Source organism: Candidatus Seongchinamella marina (assembly GCF_026262685.1).
Classification (GTDB): Bacteria; Pseudomonadota; Gammaproteobacteria; order Pseudomonadales; family Halieaceae; genus Halioglobus; species Halioglobus marinus.
Window position 1 is genome coordinate 596244 of sequence record NZ_SHNP01000002.1, and the last position, 25376, is coordinate 621619.

At 54.1% G+C, this 25376-nt stretch carries 25 protein-coding genes; 8 read left to right on the forward strand and 17 right to left on the reverse strand.

What is annotated here, in order from left to right; all coding sequences use genetic code 11:
* Nucleotides 1-2 precede the first annotated feature (2 nt).
* Together EYC87_RS07675 and EYC87_RS07680 are read right to left on the reverse strand one after the other, a co-directional pair.
* Nucleotides 3-1346 carry a Na(+)-translocating NADH-quinone reductase subunit A gene (locus tag EYC87_RS07675; RefSeq protein WP_279252357.1) on the reverse strand — a complete coding sequence of 448 codons (1344 nt, stop codon included), beginning with the start codon at nucleotides 1344-1346 and terminating at the stop codon, nucleotides 3-5.
* Nucleotides 1347-1643: 297 nt separating this feature from the next.
* Nucleotides 1644-3113, reverse strand: coding sequence for a glyceraldehyde-3-phosphate dehydrogenase (locus tag EYC87_RS07680; RefSeq protein ID WP_279252358.1), 1470 nt, complete (start codon nucleotides 3111-3113; stop codon nucleotides 1644-1646).
* A gap of 170 nt (nucleotides 3114-3283) precedes the next feature.
* On the opposite strand from EYC87_RS07680, the gene mfd reads away from it, so the two are divergent.
* Complete coding sequence (gene mfd, locus EYC87_RS07685) at nucleotides 3284-6748, forward strand: transcription-repair coupling factor (RefSeq protein WP_279252359.1); 3465 nt, start codon at nucleotides 3284-3286, stop codon at nucleotides 6746-6748.
* 8 nt (nucleotides 6749-6756) lie between these two features.
* Nucleotides 6757-7797 (forward strand): CsiV family protein, encoded by a 1041-nt coding sequence (locus EYC87_RS07690; RefSeq protein ID WP_279252360.1) that lies wholly within the window; start codon nucleotides 6757-6759, stop codon nucleotides 7795-7797.
* A gap of 9 nt (nucleotides 7798-7806) precedes the next feature.
* On the opposite strand, the gene EYC87_RS07695 is transcribed toward EYC87_RS07690, so the two are convergent.
* Both EYC87_RS07695 and EYC87_RS07700 read right to left on the reverse strand, forming a co-directional pair.
* Complete coding sequence (locus EYC87_RS07695; RefSeq protein WP_279252361.1) at nucleotides 7807-8547, reverse strand: S-methyl-5'-thioinosine phosphorylase; 741 nt, start codon at nucleotides 8545-8547, stop codon at nucleotides 7807-7809.
* Nucleotides 8544-9647 carry a mechanosensitive ion channel family protein gene (locus EYC87_RS07700; RefSeq protein WP_279252362.1) on the reverse strand — a complete coding sequence of 368 codons (1104 nt, stop codon included), beginning with the start codon at nucleotides 9645-9647 and terminating at the stop codon, nucleotides 8544-8546. Before EYC87_RS07700 ends, EYC87_RS07695 begins: the two co-directional genes overlap by 4 nt.
* Before the next feature lie 272 nt (nucleotides 9648-9919).
* Between EYC87_RS07700 and EYC87_RS07705 the strand changes: the two genes are divergently transcribed.
* The gene (locus EYC87_RS07705; RefSeq protein WP_279252363.1) at nucleotides 9920-10237 is read left to right on the forward strand and encodes a DUF6763 family protein; all 318 of its coding nucleotides are present in this window, start codon (nucleotides 9920-9922) and stop codon (nucleotides 10235-10237) included.
* Between the two features lie 187 nt (nucleotides 10238-10424).
* Entirely contained in the window at nucleotides 10425-11027 is a 603-nt protein-coding gene (gene lexA, locus EYC87_RS07710; protein ID WP_279252364.1) for a transcriptional repressor LexA, read from the forward strand.
* Between the two features lie 110 nt (nucleotides 11028-11137).
* Here the strand turns inward: lexA and EYC87_RS07715 are convergent, their stop codons facing one another.
* The 4 genes from EYC87_RS07715 to EYC87_RS07730 form a co-directional block, all read right to left on the reverse strand.
* Nucleotides 11138-11386, reverse strand: a complete 249-nt coding sequence (locus EYC87_RS07715; protein WP_279252365.1) for a hypothetical protein — start codon at nucleotides 11384-11386, stop codon at nucleotides 11138-11140.
* Between the two features lie 119 nt (nucleotides 11387-11505).
* Nucleotides 11506-11967, reverse strand: coding sequence for a hypothetical protein (locus EYC87_RS07720; protein WP_279252366.1), 462 nt, complete (start codon nucleotides 11965-11967; stop codon nucleotides 11506-11508).
* A gap of 1 nt (nucleotide 11968) precedes the next feature.
* On the reverse strand, nucleotides 11969-14617 hold the full coding sequence (topA, locus tag EYC87_RS07725) for a type I DNA topoisomerase (RefSeq protein WP_279252367.1): 2649 nt from the start codon (nucleotides 14615-14617) through the stop codon (nucleotides 11969-11971).
* Nucleotides 14618-14772: 155 nt separating this feature from the next.
* Entirely contained in the window at nucleotides 14773-15219 is a 447-nt protein-coding gene (locus EYC87_RS07730) for a hypothetical protein (RefSeq protein ID WP_279252368.1), read from the reverse strand.
* Nucleotides 15220-15329: 110 nt separating this feature from the next.
* Here EYC87_RS07730 and EYC87_RS07735 point away from each other — a divergent pair, with 110 nt between their 5' ends.
* A complete protein-coding gene (locus tag EYC87_RS07735) occupies nucleotides 15330-15764 on the forward strand; it encodes a universal stress protein (RefSeq protein WP_279252369.1) in 435 nt (144 codons plus the stop codon).
* Here EYC87_RS07735 and EYC87_RS07740 read toward each other — a convergent pair.
* Nucleotides 15761-15976 (reverse strand): glutaredoxin family protein, encoded by a 216-nt coding sequence (locus tag EYC87_RS07740; RefSeq protein ID WP_279252370.1) that lies wholly within the window; start codon nucleotides 15974-15976, stop codon nucleotides 15761-15763. The two genes, EYC87_RS07735 and EYC87_RS07740, sit on opposite strands and share 4 nt — an antisense overlap.
* A 178-nt stretch (nucleotides 15977-16154) precedes the next feature.
* Here EYC87_RS07740 and EYC87_RS07745 point away from each other — a divergent pair, with 178 nt between their 5' ends.
* From EYC87_RS07745 to EYC87_RS07755, 3 genes are all read left to right on the forward strand, one after another.
* Entirely contained in the window at nucleotides 16155-17048 is an 894-nt protein-coding gene (locus EYC87_RS07745) for an IclR family transcriptional regulator (protein WP_279252371.1), read from the forward strand.
* Nucleotides 17049-17116: 68 nt separating this feature from the next.
* Nucleotides 17117-18172, forward strand: a complete 1056-nt coding sequence (locus EYC87_RS07750; protein WP_279252372.1) for an AraC family transcriptional regulator — start codon at nucleotides 17117-17119, stop codon at nucleotides 18170-18172.
* Between the two features lie 2 nt (nucleotides 18173-18174).
* Entirely contained in the window at nucleotides 18175-18960 is a 786-nt protein-coding gene (locus EYC87_RS07755; RefSeq protein WP_279252480.1) for a TrmH family RNA methyltransferase, read from the forward strand.
* A 33-nt stretch (nucleotides 18961-18993) separates the two neighbouring features.
* Here EYC87_RS07755 and EYC87_RS07760 read toward each other — a convergent pair whose 3' ends face one another.
* From EYC87_RS07760 to recR, 8 genes are read right to left on the reverse strand one after another with little or no spacing between them, the layout of a single operon-like run.
* Nucleotides 18994-20169 carry a vWA domain-containing protein gene (locus EYC87_RS07760; protein WP_279252373.1) on the reverse strand — a complete coding sequence of 392 codons (1176 nt, stop codon included), beginning with the start codon at nucleotides 20167-20169 and terminating at the stop codon, nucleotides 18994-18996.
* 10 nt (nucleotides 20170-20179) lie between these two features.
* Nucleotides 20180-21025, reverse strand: coding sequence for an AAA family ATPase (locus EYC87_RS07765; protein ID WP_007227966.1), 846 nt, complete (start codon nucleotides 21023-21025; stop codon nucleotides 20180-20182).
* Nucleotides 21026-21081: 56 nt separating this feature from the next.
* Entirely contained in the window at nucleotides 21082-22563 is a 1482-nt protein-coding gene (locus EYC87_RS07770) for a vWA domain-containing protein (protein ID WP_279252374.1), read from the reverse strand.
* A complete protein-coding gene (locus EYC87_RS07775) occupies nucleotides 22564-22938 on the reverse strand; it encodes a hypothetical protein (RefSeq protein ID WP_279252375.1) in 375 nt (124 codons plus the stop codon). It abuts the gene before it with no gap.
* 10 nt (nucleotides 22939-22948) lie between these two features.
* Nucleotides 22949-23386 (reverse strand): YcgN family cysteine cluster protein, encoded by a 438-nt coding sequence (locus EYC87_RS07780; protein WP_279252376.1) that lies wholly within the window; start codon nucleotides 23384-23386, stop codon nucleotides 22949-22951.
* The gene (locus EYC87_RS07785) at nucleotides 23379-23651 is read right to left on the reverse strand and encodes a YcgL domain-containing protein (RefSeq protein WP_007227911.1); all 273 of its coding nucleotides are present in this window, start codon (nucleotides 23649-23651) and stop codon (nucleotides 23379-23381) included. The genes EYC87_RS07780 and EYC87_RS07785 overlap by 8 nt, the downstream gene beginning before the upstream one ends.
* Nucleotides 23648-24769, reverse strand: a complete 1122-nt coding sequence (rnd, locus tag EYC87_RS07790) for a ribonuclease D (RefSeq protein WP_279252377.1) — start codon at nucleotides 24767-24769, stop codon at nucleotides 23648-23650. The genes EYC87_RS07785 and rnd overlap by 4 nt, the downstream gene beginning before the upstream one ends.
* 3 nt (nucleotides 24770-24772) lie before the next feature.
* Nucleotides 24773-25372, reverse strand: a complete 600-nt coding sequence (gene recR, locus EYC87_RS07795; RefSeq protein WP_279252378.1) for a recombination mediator RecR — start codon at nucleotides 25370-25372, stop codon at nucleotides 24773-24775.
* Nucleotides 25373-25376 lie beyond the last annotated feature (4 nt).

Sequence of the window (25376 nt, forward strand, 5' to 3'; positions counted from 1 at the left end):
TATTAACCCTCCTTCTCAATGCGTGTCAGGTTATCCCGCAGGATAGGTCCATATTCGTACTTGCCAGCACACACGTAAGTGCACAGTGCCAGATCTTCTTCTTCCAGCTCAAGGCAACCCAGCTGCTGGGCGGTCTCGGTGTCACCAACAATCAGCGCACGCAATAGTTGAGTGGGCAGAATATCCAGTGGCATGACTGTTTCGTACTGACCGACCGGCACCATGGCACGCTCGGAGCCATTGGTATTGGTGGTCATGGCTAGAGGCTTAAGACCAAAAAAACTGCTGATATAAATGCCGAGCGATGAGTGTTTTTTCACGCCCGGCGATAACCAGCCCATAAATTCACGGTGACGGCCTTCCAGTAAGACTGACACCTGGTTGTGGTAGCGGCCCAGATAGGCGGTACCAGTGGCAACGCCACGTCCACCCAATACAGAGCCAGAGATAACGCGGTTATCGCCCTCTTTTTGCTCACCTGCGCACAGCGCCTGTAAATCAGCACCCAAACGGGTACGCAACAGGCGAGGCTTTATAATCTGGGGGCCAGCCAACGCAATAACGCGGTCGGTGTAAAGACGCCCATCAAGGAACAGCCTGCCGATGGCGATAACGTCTTGATACCCAACCTGCCAGACGGTCCTGCTGGCATTGGCACCCTCCAGGAAATGGATGTGTGTGCCAGGGAGTCCAGCGGGGTGAGGACCCGCAAACTGGACCTCTTCAATGTTACTCGCCTTGCCCGCAGCAACCGAGGTGCCAGCGGCACTGCACACGTAGACTTTGCCACTGGTCAATTTTGCCAGCAGATCCTGTCCCAGGACAAAGGCCTCGACCTGCTCGGCAATGATCACCGCGGGGTCGGCAGCCAGCGGATGAGTGTCCGTGGCGGTCACAAAAATGGCTGCAGCCTCAGCATCAACTTCTGGCACTTTGCTGAACGGGCGAGTACGCAGCGATGTCCACTGTCCGCTCTGTATGAGCTGCTCGCGGATGACAGCAGCATCTAATCCAGCTGCCTCACCGGCGCTATAAGCGCTGAAGTTTTCTTCCTCGTCACCTTCTATATCGACAACCACTGACTGCAAAACTCGACGCGCGCCGCGATTGATGGCGGATACAACGCCAGAGGCGGGCGCAGTGTAACGAATACCTTCAGATTTTTTGTCGCTGAAAAGAAGCTGGCCACGTTTGACCCGGTCACCTTCCTGAACAGCCATGGTGGGTTTCATGCCGACATAGTCGAAGCCCACCAGCGCGACCGCGCGCGCCGCAGGAGCGTCTTCAATTGCTTGCTGGGGGGCTCCCTGAATTGGGATTTCCATACCCCGCTTGATCTTGATCATACGATCTGCCTACAAAATCTAGTGTGTGGGTGGGCCAGAGATGGTTAAGGCTGGAAGCACCGGAATCAAACTGCTGATAACGCGATCCTGATGCTATTTTCTGCCACCGGCGGATGGCAATTGTAGCCACCCACCCCCAAGCCGCGCGCATTATAGGTGAAGCGCTAAAAAAAGACCACAATCAGCAGGGCAGTTCTTTGATTTTGAACAGGTTTTGCGTATTTCTTCGGCCTTCACCAAATACCACTTTCGGGGTAGATAAATGGCTGCCAAAGCGGCACCCCGCCGGCGCAATAATCAGGCTTCTTTCGGGTATACCGGGTAATCCAGACCCGCCATTTGCTCCAAAATGCGATGCACCTGGCAGCTATAACCGAACTCATTGTCATACCAAAGATACAGCACGGCTTGCTTTCCATTGACGATGGTCGCCTGAGCGTCAAAAATACAGGCGTGGCGCGAACCCACAAAATCCGTAGACACTACTTCTGGTGAGTTGGAGTAATCGATTTGCTTGCGCAGCGACGAATGCAACGCCTTGTTGCGCATATACTCGTTGACCTCCTCCGCGGTGGTCGCCCGGTCCAGGGTCAAATTAAGTATTGCCATTGAAACATTGGGCGTCGGCACCCGAATGGCATTACCCGTTAGCTTACCAACAAATTGCGGCAACACCTTGCCCACAGCCTTCGCGGCCCCGGTCTCAGTGAGAACCATATTCAATGACGCAGCGCGGCCACGGCGAGAGGCGTGATGGTAATTATCGATCAGGTTCTGGTCGTTGGTGAAGGCATGAACCGTCTCCACGTGGCCTGCACTGATCCCATACTCATCGTCCATTGCCTTGAGCGGCGGCGCGATGGCGTTGGTGGTGCACGACGCTGCAGAAATGATGCTATCGGTCTCATCAATAATGTCGTGATTGATACCGTGCACCACGTTCTTCAGGTCGCCCTTTCCAGGTGCTGTGAGAATCACCTTGGACACGCCCTTACTCTTCAGGTGCAAGGACAAGCCGTCTTTGTCGCGCCAAACGCCCGTGTTGTCCACCACGATAGCATCGTTGATGCCGTAATCGGTGTAGTCGATAGTGTCTGGCCCGTCAGCGTAGATAACCTTGACCTCGTTACCATTGGCAACAAATGACTGGCGTTCTTCATCCACACGGATGGTACCGTCGAAGGCACCATGAATTGAATCGCGGCGTAAAAGGCTGGCGCGCTTGACCAGGTCGTTAGGGGCTTTACCCCTGCGCACCACAATAGCGCGCAGGCGCAGCGCGTCACCACCGTCAGTTTTGTCGATAAGGATTCGGGCCATCAGTCGACCGATTCGGCCAAAGCCATAAAGCACGACATCCTGAGGCTTGCTCAGTGGCTTGGTCTGCGTGCCCAGGTCGTCAGCAACTTCTCGACGAACGTACTCTTCAATGGTCAGGTCTTCGCCGGCACCCTTGTCGTAGTAATTGACCGCCAGGCGACCCACATCTATATGCGCAGGCCCCAGGTCAAGCTTTGACAACTCATTCAATACTGGGAAGGTTTCAAACTCTGAAAGCTCGTTAGCCTCTACCTGACGCACATAGCGGTGATCTTTCATGATCTCCAGCACAGAGCGATTAACCAGCGACTTGCCGTAGATATAGCACTTCACGCTTTTTTCCCGCGCCAATCTTCCCACTACGGGAATCATGCCTTCGGCCAGCGCTTCGCGCTCTTTCCAGTCTTTAAAATAGTCGGCGGGGCGTTCTCTTTTGCGGTCGGTCACGTTCTTTGAGTCCTGGGCGGTGGTGTAAGGCCGCGTATTATCGTCTGATGACTCGACGCACGCAAGCGAGTGACAGCATTCTCGCTATCACCCGCGGTAATGGGCTGGAGACAAGGTGCACGCCCGCGCTACAATGCGCGCCCCCTGGCAATAAAACCCGAAGCACTGGCATGTTTAAACCTTTGGTACAGGCGACACCCTGGCCCCACAAAACAGGCAACCGCACCGCACTGGGCCCTTTCTACGGCGGCGCCGATGCCCGCTGTATCGCCGAGCTGGCGGACCCAAAGCGATTGCTGGTCGTTATTACTGCAGACACCAGCGCCGCCCTGGCATTGGAACGAGAGCTCCCGTTTTATCTTGACGGAGCATTGGAAATATTGGCATTTCCAGACTGGGAGACCTTGCCCTATGACAACTTTTCTCCTCACCAGGACATCATATCTGAGCGACTGAGCACCCTCTTCCGCCTCCCACGCTGTCGTGGGGGAGTATTAATTGTCCCCGTGCCAACCCTGATGCACCGATTACCACCCACCCATTACGTTGCAGGATCAAGCTTGGTGCTGGAAGAGGGCCAGAGTATTGATCTGGACAGTTTCCGCCGCAACCTGGAGCGCAACGGCTATCGCAACGTTGAAACTGTGTTCGAGCATGGCGAATTCGCGCTGCGTGGTTCGCTATTTGACATTTACCCTATGGGATCGAGCCTGCCCTTTCGGATTGACCTGCTGGATGACGAAGTGGACACGCTGCGAACTTTCGATCCGGAAAGCCAGCGCACAGTAGAAAAAGTCGATGCCATTAACATGCTTCCGGCCCGAGAATACCCATTGGAAGGCAGCGCTATTACTCGCTTCCAGATGAATTGGTGGGAGGCCTTTGATGTTGACCACGACAGTTGTCCCAGCTATGTCGAGGTCAGCGCGGGCCGCAGCCCCGGAGGCTGCGAGTATTACCTACCGCTGTTCTTCGAAAGCTGCGCCACCTTATTCGACTATTTACCAGAAGACGCGGCCTTGATCACTACCGGTGACCACCACGGCGCCGCCGAGCACTTTTGGCAGGAAGTAGGAAGCCGCTTTGAAGAATATGGTATAGACCCCCGCCGCCCCCTGCTACCCCCGGAAAAGGGCTTTACCCCAGTGGAGGAATTCTACCGTCTGCTGAAGCAGTTTCCGGTATTGGAGTTGCGCCACAACCCGGATGCTCCCGTGCACCAGCAAACCACTGTCCTGCCCCCTCCGGACCTGGCAACGGACCAGACCGTCACCTCAGCGGTAGCCAATCTTGCCAAGTTTCTCGAGGAGCACAACGCACCCGTGCTGCTTTGCGCAGAGTCAGCTGGGCGCCGGGAAATTCTGCTGGAGTCAATGAAGGGACTGGGCCTCGAACCTCCGGCCGCAACCAATTGGCAGGCATTTTTAGCTTCAGGTGAAACTTTTGCCATCGCAACGGCACCCCTGGACCGCGGTCTTTATTTTGGCCCAGGCAAGCCTACCCTGGTGTGCGAAACACAATTGTTCGGCAACCGCGTTGCCCAGCGACGCCGCAGACGACCCAGCCAGGAAGCGACCAATGCCAATGTATTTCGTGACATCAACGAGTTGCGCGAGGGCGTGCCTGTCGTTCATCTCGAACACGGTGTGGGTCGCTATGTAGGTTTGCAAACGTTGTCGGTGGATGAACAGGAAGCGGAGTTCCTTACGCTGGAGTACGCCAAAGGCTCCAAACTTTATGTGCCGGTAGCGTCACTTCACCTGATCAGTCGGTATGCAGGCTCAGACCCTGATCTGGCACCACTCCATACCCTGGGTTCCGAGCAGTGGGACAAAGCCAGACGTAAGGCCAGCGAAAAAGCCAACGATATTGCAGCTCAGTTGCTGGAGGTCTACGCGCGCAGAGAAGCGAGAAACGGCTATGCCTTTACCCTGGATCAAGACAAGTACAGCCAGTTCTCTGCTGCATTTCCTTTTGAGGAAACACCCGACCAGGAACTCACTATTCGCGCCGTCGTAGAAGACATGTGCAGTCCCAGAGTCATGGACAGACTGGTTTGCGGAGATGTGGGTTTCGGCAAGACAGAAGTCGCGATGCGCGCAGCCTTCATCGCCAGCCAAAACAAGAAACAAGTCGCGGTGCTGGTACCGACCACCCTGCTGGCCCAGCAACACTTCAGTTCGTTCTGCGATCGTTTTGCAGACTGGCCGGTAAACGTGGAAGTCGTTTCGCGTTTCAAATCTGCCGCTCAGGTAAAGGACGTCAGCAAGCGCATCGCCGATGGCAAAATAGACATCCTGGTGGGCACCCATAAGCTATTGCAGTCAGATTTTCGCTTTAATGATCTTGGCTTGCTGATCATCGACGAAGAGCATCGTTTCGGCGTTAAGCAAAAGGAAGCCATCAAAGCGCTGCGCTCGGAGGTGGACATCCTCACGCTCACTGCAACGCCCATACCTAGAACGCTAAACATGGCACTGGGTGGCATGCGTGACCTTTCTATCATTGCAACCCCCCCTGCCAGACGTCTATCTATCAAGACCTTTGTCCGCGAGCATAATATTGCTCTGGTAAAGGAAGCTGTGCTGCGTGAAACCCTCCGGGGTGGACAGGTTTACTACCTGCACAACGAAGTAAAGTCTATCGAAGAGAGCGCTCGCAAGCTGCGCGAGCTGATTCCCGACCTGAATGTTGGCGTCGCCCATGGGCAGATGCGTGAAACCGAGCTTGAACACGTCATGTCTTCATTTTATCACCAGCACAACCACATTTTGATGTGTACAACGATTATCGAAACCGGCATCGACATCCCCAATGCCAATACCATCATCATCGAGCGTGCCGATCGGTTTGGACTCGCTCAATTGCATCAGTTGCGCGGACGAGTAGGTCGCTCACACCACCAGGCCTATGCCTATTTATTGACGCCTCCGCGATCCGCTATTACCGCTGACGCCGGTAAACGCCTGGAGGCCATCGAAGCCGCTGGCGACCTGGGCGCCGGATACCTGCTGGCAACCCATGATCTGGAAATTCGTGGCGCGGGCGAGCTATTAGGTGACGAGCAAAGTGGCCAGATCCACTCTGTAGGGTTCTCTTTATACATGGAGATGCTGGAGCGCGCTGTGGCTTCACTGAAGCGCGGTGAGATTCCCGATGTAGATGCTCCGCTGGATGCAGGCACCGAGGTTAACCTGCATATCCCCGCACTGATTCCCGAGAACTATCTGCCTGATGTTAATAGCCGGCTAGTACTGTACAAGCGCATTGCCGCGGCGGCGAATGAAGACCAGCTCAGGGAACTCCAGGTTGAAATGATAGATCGCTTCGGCTTGCTGCCGCCGCAAGTTGGAAACCTCTTTCAGGTATCGAGATTGCGTCTGCAGGCACAGGAATTGGGCATACGCGCCATTGAAGCCGGTGCCGGTGGTGGTAGTATCGATTTCAAGGAAAGCACCCGAGTTAATCCTATGTCGCTAGTGAAGCTGGTTCAGTCTGACCCGCGCTCGTTCAAGCTGGCTGGCGCAACCCGCTTGCGCTTTGAACACGCACTGGACGACAAAGCTCAACGCCAGCAATATGTTGAGGATCTACTTGCACGTTTCGCTCAAGAAGCCACGGAAGACGCAGCCTGATGCCGCTAATGAACAACGCTCTAATTCGCCCCCTCAGCCTCGCACTGGGATTGTTTGCCGCTGCGGTCCACGGACAAGAGGAACGCTGGTATCAGGTAGAACTGATGATATTCAGCCATGAAAACGGCTCCACACCGGAGCAATGGGATCCCCTGCCCAGCCTCACCTACCCCGACACCGGTCGATTCCTGATATACCCGGGACAACTGGAATCGAGACAAGAGGAACACGGCGGCGTCAGCGAGGTAGACTCGCTAGGCCGTCAGACATTGCGGCCGCCAGCCGAGGAAACCACCGAGGACAGAGCCGATGACAAAGCTCCGGATATCCCGGTCGCTGGCAATCCCACTGGCAATCCGGCGCCAGCATTGGATGCCGAGGCAGCGCCGGAAGAGCAAAACCTCACCCCTCTCACACCCACACCATTTATTGCACTGCCGCGAAAGAAGGCGGAGCTTTATGACAAAGCTGCCTTCATGCAACGCACTGGAAACTACAAAACCCTGTTTCACGAAACCTGGGTACAGCCGGTACAAGGCGAGAGCACTGCTATACCCCTGGTCATCGACCGCTCCGGTGACAGCGGCGACTGGCCTCGCTTACAAGGCACGGTAAAATTGTATATTGCTCGCTACCTGCACCTGGAAACCAACCTCTGGATCAACACCCAGGGCCAGTACTTGCCGGCCGAGTGGCGCATGCCAGAGCCTCCCCTGGGCCCACCGTCCCTGATTATTGAGCAACCCGAGCCGGTACTGCTCGAGGAGACTGCCTACGCTGTGGGTAATGACAACCCCGAAGCAGCAGGTCAGCAACCGGTTCTTGAAGAGAAGTTAGCGTCAGAGATAGCGCCGAAAGAAGCAGGGCCTGTCTATCCCTGGCGTCATGCCGTACTGCTGCAACAAAAGCGCCGTATGCGCAGCAAGGAAATGCACTATATCGACCACCCCTTAATAGGCGTAGTGATAAAATTTATGCCGCTGGATGAAGAGCAGCTGCAGGTAATGGCCGACGCAGAATTCGCTGAAGAAACCAATCAGGCGCTGTAAAGCAACCCATTAATAATCCGCAACCAGCGCGGCGATAAGCTGCCTGACCGCAGCTGCTTCGCGCAGCAAATTCGCTCGCATCACAGCCAGTGTCAGCGGTTTATCATCTAACCCGGCAGCCGCGTTAATAACCATACAGATACTGGCATAAGCCAGGCCCAGTTCCCGTGCCAGAGAAGCTTCGGGCATTCCGGTCATGCCGACCAGGTCACAGCCGTCCCCCGCCATGCGGCGAATTTCAGCGGCGCTTTCCAGGCGCGGCCCCTGCATGACGCCGTGCACGCCTGCCCCCTCGTGAGCAATATTCTGAGCAACGGCACACTGCAGCAGCGCTTCGCGCAATTCATGATCGTAGGGATCACTAAAATCCACGTGCAGCAGAGTACCTTCCTCCCCTGTATCCACCGTATGTGCGCGCCCCCACGTATAGTCAACAATCTGGTCCGGTATGACCAGGCGCCCGGGACGCATGGTTGCAGAAATGCCGCCCACTGCGTTAATTGCAATCAGGTCCGTCACCTGCAGGGACTTTAACGCCCAGACATTGGCCCGGTAGTTAATCAGGTGCGGTGGTATCATTTTGGGGCTGCCGTGACGCTGCAGGAAAAACACGCGAACTCCTCCCAGCATTCCCTCTTCAACTGCCCGGGACGGGTCTCCATAGGGGGTCTCCACGGCGTGACTATCGACGATCTCGAGGCCTTCGAGTTGATCGATACCGGTGCCTCCAATGATTCCCAGGGTTTTCATGCACCGTGCTCCGGGTCCATCTGCATCACCTGCTCCACATGCAAAGTCTGTGTCGGAAATGCGACATCTGCGCCATTACTGATCACAATATCAAGAATTTTGAGCATGACATCCTGCTTTATCTCGTGAAAACGCACCCAGTCTGTAGTCTTGGTGAAGGTGTAAACAAAGAAGTCCAGGGATGAGGGCCCGAAAGAGACAAAATTGACGATCAAGGTGCGCGACAAATCAATCTCCTGGTGACTCTGCAGCATTGCTCTCACCTGCTCGACAATCGGCGCCATACTCTGTGAATCCTGGTAGCGAATGCCCACTGTTTCATAGATTCGCCGGTTGAACATACGCGATGGGTTCTCCACCGAGATTTGACCAAACACGGCGTTGGGGACGTACAGCGGTCTCTGGTCAAAAGTACGAATTCGTGTCAAGCGCCAGCCTATATCTTCTACTGTACCTTCAATATTTCTGTCGGGTGAACGAATCCAGTCACCAGTGGTAAAGGGGCGATCCAAGTAAATACTGAGCCCACCAATAAAGTTAGCCAGCAGATCTTTGGCGGCAAAACCCACGGCAATACCGCCAATACCACCAAAAGCCAGCAAGCCCGAAATGGACACACCAATACTTTGCAATACCCCCAGACCCGCAATGACCCAAAGACATATTCGAGAGAGCTGAATCACCGCACGGACAGTGGCTTTGTCGGTGGACTGGCTATTTCCATAGCGCTCGCGCATCAATTCATTCTCAACACCGCCGATCAAACGATGCAGGAACCAAACGACCAACAACACCAGAGCAGTGTCGTACACCTCAATTAAACGCGCCTGTAGGTTAGCGCCGACCTCATAAGTGTCCAGAGCGATGTATCCGACCAGCACCCAAAGCACGAGTCGGACGGGTCGCTCCAGCGCGGTGACGACCACATCGTCCCACTTGTTCCGATTGCTCCCTGCTGCCCGATGCAATCGCCGGATCAAATGGCCCAGCAGCAAGTGGCCCGCTAGCCCGGCCATCAGCAAGACCATCAAAGCCAGTAACTCCGGCTGCAGGCCAATAGCGGTGGCCACTGATTCCAGCCAGGCATTGAAACGATTCAAGGGCTAATCCTCTCGCAAAAAAAATACAGGTTTTTAGACAAGTTTGTCATGTTCAGGGCCCTCCTTAATTCAAGGGGAGTATATAAATTGTCGCACCGATTGAAGTCAACTCTGGAAGTGTAACGCAACTGATTGATCTATTTTGAAAAGAAAACTGAGTAAGATAAAAAGAATTTAAAACGCACGGTTTATAGCCTTTTTACATAATGGACAGCCTTTACCAGCGTGATATGTTGAGCCATCGAATAGCCAAAATGCCAGAGGACAGATAGATGAAGATGCTCAGCCCCATGGTCGGGGGTTGGTACAAAGACCTCCAAACCAGCGCTCTGTTTGAGGTAGTCGACTGGGACCCGACAACCCTGACAATCGAAACCCAATACCTCGATGGTGAGGTATCAGAATACGACCTGGATGCTTGGCGCGAGATGCTGTTGCAGAAAGCCGAGGCACCCGAAGACTGGCGCAGTGCTTTTGAGCTGGACGACGAAGACCTATTGGATCCCGATCTGCCCATGCACCCCGAGGATTGGACCAACCCAATCAATTCTATAGAGCCCGATGCCATGTACGGCGTCGAGGACTACTAGTTAAATCTGCGCCAGTTTTCCCGGACTAAGCTCGGCTTCACCACAGATGCAGCGCAACAGCGACAGGGCATACTCCTGTTATAACCGCGCTTTACGCTGTCGCCAGCAGCAGACAAGCCCATTGTTTTTATCTGCCACACCTGTATATAATTACAGCACCTGTATAAATAAACAGATAGGGGCAACCATGGAAAAGCTCACCAACAGACAACAACAGGTGCTGGATGTTATCCGCCAGCATATCGACCATACTGGCTACCCTCCTACGCGGGCTGACATCGCCAGAGAGCTGGGGTTCAAGTCAGCAAACGCCGCAGAGGAGCATCTTAAGGCCCTGGCCCGAAAAGGCGCTATTGAAATCATTCCCGGCGCATCCCGCGGCATTAAGCTTCCCGATACGGCAGGTATTCCTATCGTTGGCCGTGTTGCGGCCGGTAACCCGGTTCTTGCAGAAGAGAATATAGAGGATTACTGCGATCTGCCCCCTGAGTTTTTCAAGCCCAGAGCAGACTACTTTCTTCGTGTCACCGGTGACAGCATGATCGATATCGGTATATTTGATGGCGACTTACTGGCGGTGCACAGCACGCCAGTCGCCAATAACGGAGATGTGGTGGTTGCGCGCATAGAAGACGAGGTCACCGTCAAGCGCCTGCAAAAAGGGCCCAATGAGCATCAACTGCAACTACTGCCTGAGAACCCAGATTACGAACCGATCAAAGTTGATCTGCGTGAGCAGGGTTTTGCAATTGAAGGCTTAAGCGTTGGAGTATTGCGCCGTAGTCACTGACTGCGAGGTGTATACTGAAGCGGAAAAAAACCTGACAGAGCGCTGTTGCCGTCTGTTGGGAGCCGGTTTGCGATATCGAGAGCCCGGCGTTTGAAATTCTATCGCTGCGACTAGTGAAGGACTCTGGAGGCCTCAACAGTGGGCTCGATTTCTACCTCGCCCTGTTCGGCCATTTCGGCGGCCGCCTGTATCCCAGCCTGTATCATCGCTTTGGCGACTTCAAGGCTGTTGTCCATCATGTAAACGCGCGACTCTTCTGAGAAACGGATAACCACAAGCGGCTCGGAATCATCGTCAGCACGTTGCAATACGATTTCTCCGTCGCCCAGATCTACGATCTCTAGTAAGGATGCAGACACTCAATAAACCTCTCGTTGCTTTAACTTCGTTAACATTCTAACAGCCGGTCAGGCTCCTAGATAGCACTAAATCCGGCAGGCGCAGTGCAGCGCTGGATGGCCTTTACAGGACGACCGGTCTAGTACTCGTCCAAAGAATCGCCCATACGATCAAACAGGGTTTGCAGCTGAGCAGCCCAAAGCGAAGCCTGGTCAAACCCGGGTGCAGGTGAACTGACTGCAAGGTTGCCCAAGCTTGCGATTGGACTTGGGAGCGAATCGGCAGAAAGCATTTCGCCAATCCAGCCGCTCTCCTCCAGGCGCTGAAACTCCAAGAGTTCTCCCGGCACGGCTTTGCCATCAGCGACTTCGGGTAACTCGGCAACGCACTGCGGTGGTTGGACGGGCAAGCCGCCAGGACGGGTAATTTCAACTAAAAACCAGCCATAGGCATGCCCAAGGTGCAGCCGAACGGCCGGCAAAAATGCCTGGGTTAAGGTGATTGTCGCAACCGCCTCAGCCGCCAGATCACGGCGCCAGGCGGCGAGCAGGATTCGGGCCAGGTAGAGCGCGTGATTCGCCTGACCTCGAGCGGAGCTCATGTTATTTGCGCGCCCTGCTCTTGCTGAGTTCCTCTTCCCACTTACCCTTGCGATAAAAGGCCTTCCAACCCGTGGCTTTGCCATCTTTCTCGGTCATCACGTATTGCTCTTTGGACTTCCGGCTATACCGCACCTGAGCTCGATTACCGTCGTCATCCTCTGTTGGTGCGGCAAAGATGAACTTGTACTTGGAGTCGATCTCACTCTTGTGAGGCAGCAACTCATCGACAAAAGGTGCCCTGGTTTCCCGGTTACGCGGAAACTGGCTGGCCGCCAAAAACATTCCAGCGGCGCCGTCGCGTAATACGTAGGTATCTTCTACTTTCTGACACTCCAACTCGGGCATGGGTACAGGATTCATCTTCGGAGGGGCAGCTTCGCCGTTGCGCAACAGCTTGCGGGTATTTTTACACTCCTCTGAGGTACACCCGAAGTATTTACCGAAGCGACCGTTTTTCAACTGCATTTCGGCACTGCACTTATCGCACTCAAGAATGGGGCCTTCGTAGCCTTTGATCTTGAATTTACCGTGCTCAACTTCGAAACCATCACAGTCCGGATTATTGCCGCACACATGCAGCTTACGATCTTCGTCGATCAGGTAGCTGTCCATCGCCGCGTTGCACTTCTTGCAACGATGGCGTTCCAATAATTGCCGTGATTCGGCTTCGTCATCCGCGTCTTCGCGAATTGCCTCGTCACCAGAAGTCAGGTTAATCGTGTTTTTGCAGCGCTCTTTGGGTGGTAATGCGTAGCCGGAGCAGCCCAGGAACACACCCGTGCTGGCAGTCCGTATCTGCATATCTCGGTCACATTTAGAGCACTTGATGTCAGTCATTGTGGGTTCGTTGGGTTCCATCCCCGCAGGCTCGGGCTCTGCCGCTGCCTCCAGTAATCCGCTGAACTCGGCATAAAATGCATCGAGTAGGTCACGCCAATCCCTATCGCCGTCGGCAACATCATCCAGCCGTTCTTCCATACCTGCGGTAAAGCCATAGTCCAGAAGATCGGGGAAGCTTTTCTGTAGCCGCTGGGTAACAATGTCGCCCATTTTTTCTGCATAAAATCGCTTATTCTCCAGGCGCGCGTAGCCACGATCCTGGATAGTAGAAATAATCGATGCGTACGTTGACGGACGACCAATGCCTCGTTTTTCCAACTCGCGGACCAGGCTCGCTTCTCCGTAGCGAGGGGTCGGCTTGGTAAAATGCTGCACCGGATCAAGCTTCTTCAGCGCCAGTACGTCGCCTTCGTTTACGTCTGGCAGCACCGAATCGTCACCCTTACGACTGGCGGGAGGCTGCACCTTGGTATAGCCATCGAAGCGGATGATTCGGCCCTTCGCATTGAGTTGGTAATCACCGGCACTGGCGGTAATTGTGGTGGCTGTGTACTCCGCTGCAGGCATCTGACCGGCAACGAACTGACGCCAGATCAGTTCATAAAGGCGCTCAGCGTCGCGCTCCATACCTTTCAACGACGCCTGCAGCACATTGACGTCCGAGGGACGGATGGCCTCGTGCGCTTCCTGCGCACCTTCCTTGGAGGAGTATGAGTTGGGGCTGTCAGGCAGATAGCGTTTGGAAAAATTGGATTCGATATAGCCGCGACAGGCTGCGACAGCCTCGGCACTCAAATTGGTCGAGTCTGTCCGCATGTAGGTGATGTAGCCTGCCTCATACAGGCGTTGCGCCATCATCATGGTCTTCTTGACGCTGTACCCCAGGCGCGTGCTCGCAGCCTGCTGCAGCGTTGAGGTAATAAATGGAGCCGGTGGCTTGGAGCGTGTGGGCTTGTCCTCTCGACCACTGATGGAATAAGGCAGCGACTCCAATTCTGAGGTCGCTTTACTCGCGCTTTGTTCATCTCCGGGGCGAAAGTTCTCTCCTTTGTGCTTGCGCACCTGAAACCGCACTTCCTGTTTTGCGTGAGTGGCCAGGTCTGCGTGAATCTCCCAATACTCCTCGGGAATAAACGCATGAATTTCTCGCTCGCGCTCCACAATCAAACGCACCGCCACAGACTGCACTCGCCCGGCAGACAGGCCACGGGCCACCTTGGACCAGAGCAGCGGTGAGACCATATACCCAACGACCCGATCCAAAAAGCGTCGTGCCTGCTGAGCGTTTACCCTATCCTGATCAAGGTAGGCAGGTTTTTCAAAAGCCTCGGTGATAGCCTTCTTCGTAATTTCGTTGAACACCACTCGCTGGTAGCGGGAATCATCCCCACCAATCGCTTCTCGCAAATGCCAGGCTATCGCCTCACCCTCGCGATCAAGGTCGGTAGCGAGATAAATGGAGTCGGCGTCAGCTGCCAGTTTCTTCAGCTCGTTGACCACTTTTTCTTTGCCGGGCAATACCTGATAGTTCGCCTTCCAACCCTTTTCTGGGTCTATCCCCATCCGGCGGATCAATTGCTCACGACTCTTCTTTTTCTGGTGAGCTGCTTTTGCTGCGGGTGCCATCTTACGGGTTATCGCTGCCTGGGCTGCTCTCTCCTTGGGATCCACTTTGGAGGTCGAACTACCCGCAGTAGGCAAATCCCGGATATGACCGACGCTGGATTTCACCACGAAGTCCTTGCCCAGGTACTTGTTGATGGTCTTGGCCTTCGCTGGCGACTCGACAATAACTAGTGATTTACCCATTGATTCCTACTATTCAAACGATGTGTTAGTTCGCAAGGCGCTGTGCGAGCCTGTGTCAAAAAAGGGCATATATAAGTCGCCATCCCGCCCCGGTCAAGAAAAATCGTGCATCAGTGCTTATTGCTCGGCTGTCAATTTAGCCCCAAACACCCCGATCAGAGCTGGCCTTGCCAAGCCTCCAGAGCGCTGACAATCTGTTTAACATCGGCCTCATCGCCGACTTCGAGCCAGTAAATACCGCAGGACCCCTCATCGAGACTCGCCGCCAGAATTGTGGCAGGCATTTGCTCTAATGCGGCTGGCACCGCCGTTCTCTCGGCCAAAGATAGCCAGTTGCCATCTTCACATGCCCAGGCAGTGCGGCTGCGGGCGTCTTTACGAGAAGGGGGCAACCGCCTGCCGTAATAAATAATCTGCTGCTTGCGCTCCTCACGCCCTTGCCGCGTTGCGCGTGATGGCAGATCCCGAAATTCGACAAAAAGTCCGTGCACGGCGGCGTACTCACGCATTTTGGCAATCAGGCGCTGCCGTTTGCTGGGCAAAAAGTGGGTCAGCGGCGCCAAGGCCAAAGCAATCACCAACAAGATCAGTAGGTATTTCAATCAACAAGATTCCTGATTCAGATCAAATTCAAGCCAGAGGCGGGATTGCCCAGACCGGATTCTATGCTATAACTAAAGCCCTGCTAATCCTGAAAGCGCGGAGCGAACGCATGTCTCAATATAAAAAAGTTCTGGTCGCCATCGACCTGAGTGATGAGTCCAACCAAGTTGCGCAACGGGCGCAAGGTATAGCCGACAACAGCGACTGCGAACTTCACATTATCCACGTCATCGAACCTCTCAGTTTCGCCTACGGGGTGGATATCCCCATGGATTTTTCCGGTCTGCAGGATGAAATACAGAATCAGGCAACTGAGCAGCTAAAGCGCTTTTCCGAGCAAAACAGCATAGACCAAGATCATCAGCATATCGTGCTTGGCCGACCGGAGGTTGAAATTCATGCCATGGCAGAGGAAATCAGCGCAGATCTGATCGTCGTCGGCAGCCACGGCCGCTATGGCCTCGCCCTATTAATGGGCTCTACTGCCAACGGTGTACTCCACGGCGCCAGCTGCGACGTACTGGCGGTTCGCGTAGGCAACTAACTGACAAAGGCTGCCAACCGGGCTGCGTCAAAAGGCCAGTTCAGTTCTGCGTCGTCCTCTCGCTTAAGCACGGGAATCGTCAGGCCATAGCGTTCAAACAACACGTCCGACTCACTGACATCGGCTTCCTCGAATTCGAGGCTCGCATCGCGCAGCAAGTCAGCGGCGATTTCACACAGATGACAGGCGCTGGTTCCATACAGGATTAACACGTTGGTCTCAATTCTCCGGAGCTCTGCCACGAGGCACGCTGGCTATTCACTTTAGCATCGATAACAGCAGGCTTGCTGTAGCCTACCTCGCGGCGTTACCATACCAAAACAAGTACAACATTTTATACTAAAATTTGCACGCACCGACGCAGTCGGTGTTCCTGCCGGGAGTATTAGTTTGGCCCTTTTTTCACAACCGACAGCCCGCGCTCTGGCGATTCTGGACCTTTTGATGGCCAACCCTCACCAGGCCTTTGGCCTGACCGAGATGACACGCAGGCTAAACCTCAATAAAGCTACCTGCCATGCGATCCTCACCACTATGGCCAATTACGGGTTTCTAGTTCAACATCCGAAAACCAAGGCTTACCGACTAGGCCCCTCTATTATCGCTGCGGGCAATGCCGCTTTTGCTCAGTTCCCGGTACTGGAATATGCCAGGCCAGAGTTGGAAAGCCTGCAGCAAGACCTGGACGTTGGCTTCGCGGTCACCGGACGCTCCAAACAACACATGGTCCTACTAGCGCTCTACGGTAAAGCACAGCCCTTGATTGACTCATTCCAACTGGGACTGCGCCTGCCCAATACAGCGCCAGTGGCCGCCTGTTTCACCGCCTTCTCTCCCGCTAAACACCTGGAGGCGTGGCTGAGCCGCGCTCATGAATCCCGCGGCGAGTACAACGAAAAACTGGATCAAAAGCTTAGGGTTGCGCTAATTGCTATTCGCGCACGCGGCTACGAAGTCACACTCAAAACCAAAGCTGAAGTCAAACTGACAAAAGAGTTGGCTCGTATCCACACCTCCTGGAGTCTGACCGAACTCGAAGACGCTGCGAATCGTTATCAGCACGATCTGTGTGACGAATACTTTCACCTGGATCGTATTGATCCAAAAGCCAAGTACGACGTGAGCACTATTTCCGTACCGGTTTTTATCGAAAATAAGCTTCCAGTCATGTGTTTTGTCGCCGGATCTTTAGGCGGCCAGGTCACCGGCGCCAGGATTGAGGAGATCGCCGCCCGCATCAAGGCGTCCGCCGATCGAATTACCGCGCTGGCAGAGGGCACGTAAAGCCAGATACCTCGCCCATCTCCCCGCCTCTGCAGTCAATACTGGGAAACATTAGCGCTGTGAACACCATGCCCCTGAAAACGCTCAATACCCTCTTGCGAGTGGTGATTGATCAGGGCTATCCACTGGAACGAGCGCTGCAACACATCGGTCTGGACTTTAACCCCCTGGCAGATCAAAACCCGGAAACAACAGAAATCACGACCGCCAGCTACAGCAAGCTCTATGGCTTATTGATGGAGCTGCTTCAGGACGAGGCGTTCGGCCTGGGACAGGAATACCATGCTCCGCCTGGCACGTTTCGGATGATGTGCCTGTTCGTCATTCACTGTCCAACCCTGGAGCAGGCCCTTATTCGCGCCTGGGAGTTTCACGATTACTGCGACCAGTACCGGAATACGTCCAGAGAGCGCATAAGCGGGCCTCTGGTGCCTCTGCAAGATGACCAGATGCTATGCCTGTTTCAGCGCTCCGCCCCCCAGGAGAGCGACAGTGAGCACATAGGGCATGCCAATATCCTGCTCATGATGTACCGCTTCTATAGCTGGCTGATTGGCAGAGAAATGCCCTTGCAAGCAGTTCAGTTAAGAGCCTCGGCACCGGCAAGTACCCAGCACTACGAAAAATTATTCGGTTGTCCTGTTGCCTTTGACATGGATAACTCAGGTCTGGTCATTTCCCGGCAGTTATTGCGGCACCCCATTGTTCAAAGCGAGGCAAGCCTGAGAGAATTCCTGCGACTGGCGCCCTACCCCCTGGTTAAACGTGACGTGCCCGGTAACCTGAAAAACCTATCGGCTAAAGTAGAGCAGATTCTGGTCTCTGCCGGCCCAGAGAGACTGCCCACAGCAAGCGGTGCGGCGTCGCAGCTGAACATGTCCCCGCGCACTTTGCATCGGCGCCTTACTGCTGAAGGAACCAGCTTTCAGCAGTTGAAAGATGACTTACGTCGCGAACTCGCAGTTCAATATATGCACAAGGATGAGCTCTCCATTGACGCCATTGCGGCGATAATGGGCTTCCAGGACAACTCAGCCTTTTATCGCTCCTTCAAGAAGTGGACAGGTATCTCTCCAGGCATGTTTCGAGAGCAATTACAGCGGGAAAGAGAGGCCAAAGCGTGAGCATGCAGGACAGCGAAGACTACACCCAGAAAAAAGCGTTTTTCGAGCGTGTGCTGACAGTTTATGGCCGTAAACCAGCCCTGGAAGCCCTGCGAGACCCCCTGCTCCAGTGCCACGCATTACACCTTTCCAGTAGCAACCGCGGCGGCGGCATTATTACCGAACTACTTGATGCGGCCGCAAAAAAAAGCATCCCGGTCCACGAGCACAGCCGCGAGGCGCTTGCCCGTATCTCCAAGAACGGCAAGCAGGACCAGGGAGTAGCGCTGGATATTCTTTGCCCGAGTTTTCGCTCGTTACAAACCTATGTTGAGGAACTACCTGGACTCGCCCCGCAACGTATCCTCGCACTGGACGGCATTACCAACCCGCAAAACCTGGGAATGATTTTGCGCTCAGCCGCGGCCGGCCACATAGACGCCGTGCTATGGTCAAGCAAGGGCAACGCTGCCCTGGGACCCCTGGTGATCAAGGCAAGCGCCGGCACGCTCTATCGAGCACCGTTGGTAATGTGCGACTCCCAGGTAAACGCATTGCGACGACTGGCACAGCAAGAGGTAGAAATTTGTAGCCTTGAAGCTAATGCAAGCCAGACTTTGTTTGAATTCACGCCTAAAAAACACGTTGCTTACGTTTTGGGCAACGAAACCGAAGGCGTATCAAAAGACGTCGTCCAGCTGGCCGACAAGTCGTTGTCGATACCGATGAACAATGGAGTGGAGTCACTGAATGTAGCGGTTACCGCCAGCTTGATTGCCTTTGCGGGGAGCCTTGCAAAGGTAAGGTAAGCGCCTGCTCGAACCCTGAGACCTAAGACCTCCCTACTTGGAGAGATAGCCCATACCTTCCTCAAGCCCCTTGAGCGTAAGCGGATACATTTTACCTTCCAGCAGTTTGTGGGTAATAGCCACCGACTGGGTGTACTGCCACTCTTCTTCGGGAACAGGGTTTATCCAGACCACTTTGTCATAAACTTCTTGCAGGCGGCGCATCCAAACTTCGCCCGATTCCTCGTTCCAGTGCTCCACAGAGCCACCTGGCTGAAGAATTTCATAAGGTGACATCGAAGCATCACCCACGAACACCACTTTGTAATCGTGACTGTATTTATGCAGCACATCCAGCAAGGAGGTCCGTTCGTTGTGCCGTCGAACATTGTTCTTCCAAACATTTTCATACAGGAAATTATGGAAGTAAAAATATTCCATGTGCTTGAACTCTGTGCGCGCCGCTGAGAACAGCTCTTCACACACTTTTACGTGGGGATCCATGGAACCGCCCACGTCAAAAAATAGCAGCACTTTTACCGCGTTGTGACGCTCAGGCACCATCTTGATATCCAGCAGGCCTGCGTTGCGGGCGGTGGAGGTAATGGTGTCATCCAGATCCAGCTCATCGGCGGCGCCGGTGCGTGCAAACTTGCGCAATCGGCGCATAGCTACCTTGATATTGCGAGTACCCAGCTCAACGCTATCGTCCAGGTTTTTGAAGTCGCGCTTGTCCCAAACTTTTACTGCCTTTTTGTTGCGCCCGTTAGGCCCTACCCGAACGCCTTCAGGATTGTATCCTTCCTGGCCGAACGGCGAAGTGCCGCCGGTGCCAATCCACTTGTTACCGCCCTCGTGGCGCTTTTCCTGCTCTTCCAGTCGCTTTTTGAATTCCTCGATGAGCTTTTCCAGCCCGCCCAGGGATTCAATTTTTTCTTTTTCTTCTTCGGACAGATTTTTAAGAAACTCGGAACGCAGCCAGTCATCGGGGATAAGCGCTTCGATCACATCGTCAAGCGCTTCCAGATCCTTGAAGTGCAACCCAAAGGCCTGGTCAAAACGGTCGAAGTACTTCTCGTCCTTGACCATGCAAGTACGGCTGAAGTAATAGAACTCATCCATTGAGCCAAACACCACCCGCCGTTTCATACCTTCCAGCAGATCCAACAACTCTCGGGTAGTTACCGGGACGCCCGCATCACGCAGGCCATGGAAAAAATTAATCAGCACAGAGCTAGCCTCAGCGTGTCTCGCGTCTATGCATAAAGGCTAAACGTTCCAACAAATGTACGTCCTGCTCATTTTTCATTAACGCGCCGTATAGCGGTGGAATCGCCTTGGTGGGGTCACGATCCTTGAGAATCTCATCCGGAATCTCATCGGCCATTAGCAATTTCAGCCAATCGATCAACTCCGAGGTAGAAGGCTTTTTCTTCAGACCGGGGATTCCTCTCAGATCGAAGAATACTTCCATGGCTTCTTGCACCAGTGTCTTGGAAATATCCGGGTAGTGAACGGCGACGATTTCACGCATGGTGTCCCGATCAGGGAAATTGATAAAGTGGAAGAAGCAGCGCCGCAAAAACGCATCCGGCAATTCTTTCTCATTATTACTGGTAATGATGATAATCGGGCGCTGCTTGGCCTTGATAGTCTCTCCGGTTTCATACACAAAGAATTCCATGCGATCCAGCTCGACCAACAAGTCGTTGGGGAATTCAATATCGGCCTTGTCGATTTCATCAATCAGCAGGACCACCTGCTCATCGGAATCAAAAGCCTCCCAGAGTTTGCCCTGTTTAATGTAGTTGGCGATGTCCTGCACTTTGGCGTCGCCCAGCTGGGAGTCACGCAAGCGCGACACCGCATCGTATTCATAGAGACCCTGCTGGGCTTTGGTGGTCGATTTGATGTGCCACTGAATCAGCCGCTTGCCGAGCCCTTCTGCCACTTCCTCCGCCAACATGGTCTTGCCTGTTCCAGGCTCGCCCTTGATCAATAGCGGGCGCTCCAAAACAACAGCTGCGTTAACCGCCATGCGCAGGTCATCAGTGGCAACGTATCTCTCGGTTCCTTCAAATTTCATCTGAACTATTACCTGTTAAATTTTCAAAGCCGCCAAGCGTACCGATTGGTAACTGACTAATCAAGTTGGTCACCAGCCTCATTCGCGCTCGCGGAACTCGTCGAGAACCTGCTTGAGCCATTGCGGCCAATTTCGCGAGCGCGTTTTTGCCAAAGGGCAAGTTTACGTTGTTCGCGGCGACGCAAAATAAACCAGACGCCCAGCAACACAAGACCACAGACACCCGCCAACCACATCAATGGTGCTTTAAAGTCGTCTTCGGGCATCTCCTGTCCACGGGTCACCAGCGTCGGCTGCTCCGCCGGCACCTCAACCTCCAAATAAATCGGCAAATCTCGTCGCAAGGATTGGGTATCGACCCTAAGCAGCAGTTGATAACGGCCCGGCTGGGCTAAAACCGGGGTTACCACCCGATAAACCCCATCAGTGGAAGGGCTATCGACGACCACAATGTCGTTATTCCCCAGGGGACCCTTGACTCTCAAACTGACGTTAAAGCCCGATAACACCTCCTGATCAGTGATCACCGTACCTTGATCAGACAGATGCAATGTCAACTCGGCCTGTTGTCCCGCGGGCACGTAATTAGGCAGCGGGCCCACCTCTAACTCCAGGTCAGAAACGATCAATGCCCTGGCAAACGCCTTTGGAGGCATCTTCAGTCGCCAGCTCCCTTCGCCTGGGTTATTTACAGTAGCCAATGCAAACTGTTGATTACGAAACCAGTCCACTCGCTCTGATTCATCTTCTGATGAAAGGATCACACCGTCTGGATCAATCAATCTTAATTTGCCTTTACCGCGCTGAAAAAAGGTCAGCACTGATAATTGCTGTACGCGGTCGTCAACAGTAAATTCACGATGGATAATGGGAACTTGGGCCACGGGGGCTACCATCTCCAGTACCCTCATAAACATAACACTCAGCTCGTCTGCCGAGTCTGCCTGCCGCGATGTGCCATTAGTCTGCCGTGCAAGGGAACGCAAGAGCATGGCATCAGCCTGCGCAGAAAACGCTATGGTATGCACCGGCACACCCAGTTCACCCAACTCTACGGCCCGTCCATTCAACAGTTTCCGTGACTCGTTAACGTTGATGATTGGCGATTCTGCAACATCAACCTTACCCGCGGTGAGCAATAAGACACTAGTGCGATAACCGGAAGTCGGCTGTTCAAGGTCTGCAGTGGCCTGTTCAAGGGCGGCAGGGATATTGGTTCTCTGACCAGCGGCCTTAAGAGTTGCAATAGCTTGCTGGGCCTGTTGACGCCAGGCTGCATCCACCAAGCCGTGAGGCACCAAAAGTTCAGCCTCTTTGCCGAACACCCATATGCCAGCCTTGGCACCGTCGGGAAGCAAGTTCACCAACAGGACCAGCGCAGACGCTCGACGATTTCTGGGATCCGACGTCTTCATCCCTCCGGAAACATCAATCAAGATGCGTAAATCGGGCTTCAAACTGGCGCTGCTCGCCAACGATGAGCAGGAGAATAAACATAGCAGCAACACCAGGCTGGATAATTGCCGAAACGAACTCATTCAGTTGGACTCCGCTTTTTCGGCATTGCTGGAGGCTGACGTTCTCCCTGATCGCAAGAACACTAACCTGAACACCAGCGCCAATAAAATAGCGAAGCCACAACTATAGGTCAGCGGCTTTAAGGCATGACGAGCTGATTCAAAACCCTCTGTTGCCATTTGGAACCCGGCGACTATTAACGCTGGTGCCAGCGTATCTACTTCCTCACGCGGGTATGCCGGGGTAAGCAGCAATGCGGCACTCACCAGGATCAATAGCGCTACCCAGACGTTCGGCCACCGGCGACCAAGCCACCAGGCCAGACACAGCAACAACATGATGGCAGCGCCACAATAGACATAAATCGCCATAAGATAGGAACTTTCACTCAGCACCTGTTTACTCCTATTCCGTCCAGGTTATGATATGTTCATCGTAGCCATCCGGGTGTACATATTCATCAGAAAGAGCTTTGCCTCGAATGGATACGCCCTCTTGGTGCACCGTGTCTGGGCTGCCGGAGACCAAATAGTGCCAGACTGGCAATGGTTGACCGTGTGAACGCAGTCGGTAAGCACAGGTGGCCGGCAACCAGTCCAGCGATGCAACGGACTCTTTTTCCAACCTGATGCAGTTGGGCACCATCACCGAACGCTGGGGGTAATCACTGCATCGACAGGTGTCTTCCAGCAGGTACTGGCAACGCACGCGTGTGTAAAAAACCTCGCCACTGTCCTCGTCTTCTAGCTTGTGCAGACAGCACTTGGCGCAACCGTCACACAATGCTTCCCACTGCTCATTATCTAATTGCGCAAGTGATAATTCGTTCCACCACTCACTCACGACTACCCTCTCTGCGCAGCAGCTCTGCGGCGGTCGGTGGCATCTGCAAAAAAAAGCCGTTCCGTTCAAGTCCTTCCAGCACCTCTGCCGTACTGACTCGCGCCAGCTTTCGAGTGGGCTCCAAAACCAGCGTCATGACGCTTTCGGGCTCCCCGAATTGTTTCATTAAGATCTCCGGGACATCTTTAAGTCCATTCGCTTTTTCCACGTAAAGATACATTTCTTCTTTACGTGAACTGCGAAAAATCTCCACCAGGTGTTTCAAGCAACATCCCCTTCCAGCAATGAGCGCAGTGGCTCAATAATTTTTTGACGACGCCAGCCGGCCCAGGCGGCTGGCTGCTCAGGATCTTTGCGAATCAAGACTTCATAGTCCTTGCTGGCCACCAGCACCTGCGGTGCGACGCCCAAGTCCAACGCTATTTTTTCGGTTATTTGCTTCAATTTTTTCATCTGTTTGCGCTGGACGGAATTCAAAGGCGCTGGCAAGGTGGCTGGCAACTCTGCCTCTGGAACGGCCGATTGTTCCGCCACTAGATCGAGGAGGGTTTCTCCGTAACGACGCATAGAAGACCCGTGCATTTCGATCTTGGACCGTAGATCATTCATATTCGCAGGCCCAACCTGGGCAAGCTGCAGGCAAGCCTTATCATCAATAATCCAACTGCGTGGCTTATCTTTTTCCCGGGCGGTGCGCTCGCGCCACTCAGAAATTGCAATCAGTGCAGCCAACTCCCTTCGCTCAAGCTTCCAGGCGCCCTTGATACGCCGGTAATACTGAGCACCACTCATGGAAGCAAGCCCACGGCAAGCTTCTTCTCCATCCTCCAATACCCAATCATAGCGCTGCATATTGTGGCAGCGTTCAGCAATGATCTGGTAGGCATCAAGTAGCCAAATCACATCCTGGGCGGCGTAGTGGCACTGTGACTCCGTAAGCGGTCTCTGCAGCCAGTCGGAGCGTGTTTCGCCCTTGGGTAGATCTTCATTGCAAAGCTCCAGCACCATGGAGCGATAACCCAGTCCAAAATCCAGTCCGACCAGCGCCGCGGCTTTTTGAGTATCAAACAAGGGTAAGGGCAATACCCCCAGCCACCGTTGAAAGACTTCAAGATCTTCACTCGCCGAGTGCAGTATTTTGATGACACCTGCGTCCTTGAACAGGTTGGCCAGTGGCGCCGGATCTTCGATTTTCAGGGGGTCAATCATCCAGGCGGTGCCGGTGGCGCCACCACCACAAAAACACAATTGCACCAAGGCCACCTGGGGATAAAAGGTGTTACGACGCATAAACTCAGTGTCGACCATGACAGCATCGCAGCCGATCGCGGCGTCCATAAGCTCTGCAAGCGCGGCGTCGGACTCTACTAACTGCCAATCCATTATTTACTCCACCGGCCTGCGGCCGGAAAACGCGTGAGCCAGGGTACTACCGTCTACGTACTCGAGCTCGCCGCCCAGAGGAACGCCATGGGCGATACGCGACACGTTCACGCCCTGTCGCTGCAATGCATCCGAGAGGTAATAGGCGGTGGCCTCTCCCTCTACGGTTGGGTTGGTCGCCAAAATGACTTCTTCAATGCCTTCATCCACTACCCGCTGCTGAAACTTGTCGAGCCCGATTTCTGCCGGGCCAATGCCATCGATGGGCGACAGGTGCCCCATTAATACAAAGTATATGCCCCTGAAACTGCCACTCTGCTCCACCGCCAACACATCGGCGGGAGTTTCTACCACGCAAATCGTACTGACATCCCGTTTGATATCGGCACAAATTTCACAGACGTCAAACTCGGTGAAATTGCGGCAGCGAGAACAGTGATCGATTTTATCGACAGCACTTTGCAATGCACCGGCCAACTCGCTGGCGCCTTCCCGGTCTCGTTCAAGCAGGTGCAGGGTCATTCGCTGGGCAGACTTAGGACCCACTCCGGGCAAACACCTCAGGGCCTCCATCAACTCCTGTAGAGCAGGGCTGAATTTCACTGGT

Coding starts and splice junctions, on each gene's coding strand:
- EYC87_RS07755 (WP_279252480.1), top strand. CDS start 18,175: ATGCAGGACAGCGAAGACTACACCCAGAAAAAAGCGTTTTTCGAGCGT.
- EYC87_RS07720 (WP_279252366.1), bottom strand. CDS start 11,967: ATGAGCTCCGCTCGAGGTCAGGCGAATCACGCGCTCTACCTGGCCCGA.
- EYC87_RS07705 (WP_279252363.1), top strand. CDS start 9,920: ATGAAGATGCTCAGCCCCATGGTCGGGGGTTGGTACAAAGACCTCCAA.
- mfd (WP_279252359.1), top strand. CDS start 3,284: ATGTTTAAACCTTTGGTACAGGCGACACCCTGGCCCCACAAAACAGGC.
- EYC87_RS07770 (WP_279252374.1), bottom strand. CDS start 22,563: ATGAGTTCGTTTCGGCAATTATCCAGCCTGGTGTTGCTGCTATGTTTA.
- topA (WP_279252367.1), bottom strand. CDS start 14,617: ATGGGTAAATCACTAGTTATTGTCGAGTCGCCAGCGAAGGCCAAGACC.
- lexA (WP_279252364.1), top strand. CDS start 10,425: ATGGAAAAGCTCACCAACAGACAACAACAGGTGCTGGATGTTATCCGC.
- EYC87_RS07695 (WP_279252361.1), bottom strand. CDS start 8,547: ATGAAAACCCTGGGAATCATTGGAGGCACCGGTATCGATCAACTCGAA.
- rnd (WP_279252377.1), bottom strand. CDS start 24,769: ATGGATTGGCAGTTAGTAGAGTCCGACGCCGCGCTTGCAGAGCTTATG.
- EYC87_RS07675 (WP_279252357.1), bottom strand. CDS start 1,346: ATGATCAAGATCAAGCGGGGTATGGAAATCCCAATTCAGGGAGCCCCC.
- EYC87_RS07765 (WP_007227966.1), bottom strand. CDS start 21,025: ATGAAATTTGAAGGAACCGAGAGATACGTTGCCACTGATGACCTGCGC.
- EYC87_RS07750 (WP_279252372.1), top strand. CDS start 17,117: ATGCCCCTGAAAACGCTCAATACCCTCTTGCGAGTGGTGATTGATCAG.
- EYC87_RS07690 (WP_279252360.1), top strand. CDS start 6,757: ATGAACAACGCTCTAATTCGCCCCCTCAGCCTCGCACTGGGATTGTTT.
- EYC87_RS07735 (WP_279252369.1), top strand. CDS start 15,330: ATGTCTCAATATAAAAAAGTTCTGGTCGCCATCGACCTGAGTGATGAG.